At 57.7% G+C, this 1,272-nt stretch carries 2 protein-coding genes; both read right to left on the reverse strand.

Features of this window, described 5'->3' with window-relative positions; translation table 11 throughout:
• On the reverse strand, positions 1 to 283 hold a 283-nt coding region (locus I6E74_RS14275), incomplete at its 3' end, for a hypothetical protein (protein ID WP_197126771.1).
• 116 nt (positions 284 to 399) lie between these two features.
• Positions 400 to 1,272, reverse strand: an 873-nt coding sequence (locus I6E74_RS14280; protein WP_231605104.1) for a hypothetical protein, incomplete at its 5' end; no start/stop codon positions are given.

Here is a 1,272-nt window from a genome sequence, read left to right on the forward strand (position 1 = left end):
GCTTGGAACCATGCCAACTAAGCAGAATGTCTTGAATCTTGTCGGCCTGATCAAGCAAACGCGCAGATACCGGTGAGGCCATTTCGAGCGTGCCGTCTGTCACCATTGCGATCATCAAGCCGATCGGAAACAGGGCGTCCGCGACCGCTTCAGGCGACGGTGCAAGGGATTCTTCCATCTGGAACCACAGCTTTTTGGGGGCCTTTTCGGGGATATCTACGTCGACCTCGATCCGAATCTGGGAGCCGATCGTGTGCTGAATTGCCGGGCTGAGGTGAACCATTTCTCAAATGTAGCAGCATTGCGAGCGGCCTAATCCCGCACTCGACGTGCGACGGAGATGCGGCCAGCACAAGGGCATTTCTTGGGAGGTTTCAGCGGAGGGGGCTCGCAAGCGTGTCAGCTTGGCGTCCTCCGCCGGACTGGAGCGATCAGACTGCCCAGGGCGTCAGCGAGACGCACTGACTTCCGGGAACGCAGCGATTCGATTTCCTTCACTAGCCGCTTCTTATCCTTGATTAGTCGCTTCATTCGAGGCTCGCGGCGCCAGTAGGCTGCGATCGCCGCATTCAGCGCTTCGCTGATGGCGACGTCGCCCACCTCCAACGCAAAATCGCGGTTCTCAACTGTGAACGACAGGGCATTCGCGTCGCGAATTACCATTCGGCGGACGACGTCCGGGTCGACGTGCGGGTCCTCGAAGGTGTGGAACTTGTCGAGTGTTCCTGCCAGACGCAAGCAGATTTTTGTCCGGTAGCACTTCTCGCACACGCCGCAGTTGTATGCTCCCGTGTTCTTGAAACAGACCCGGAGGTGCTGCTGCGCCACTGGGTTTAGCCCTAGTGCTACGGTCTTACGCACTCGCGTTGCTTCCGCACCGTCATGAACGATCGCGACGTTTTCAGTTGACCACAGCGGATCCAGGAGTGGGTGTGAACCCCACGGGAAACTGTCACTGTATGTGTGCGTGGCGGGAATCAAGAATGTTCCGTGTTCACGTGTTAGGAGCATTGCAACGCTAGCGAGGGCGGGACCGTGGGCAATGGAATCCCAGCGCACAGCCTCGAGGAACGACTTGAGATTCGTCGACATCTCGATCAGATTCTTGCCAGTGTCATCGGCAACAGTTCGCAGATGTGCCACCGTCTGCGCGTAGGCGTCGGTTCGCGTCAAAGGAATGTCGAACCCGTGGACGTAGACGAGACTCGTAATCTCATCCTGATGTTTGAGTAGCGTGAAGAAGGAGTCCACGCCGCCAGTAAAGCAGGCGAC

This window comes from Salinibacterium sp. SWN139, assembly GCF_015864625.1.
GTDB lineage: Bacteria > Actinomycetota > Actinomycetes > Actinomycetales > Microbacteriaceae > Rhodoglobus.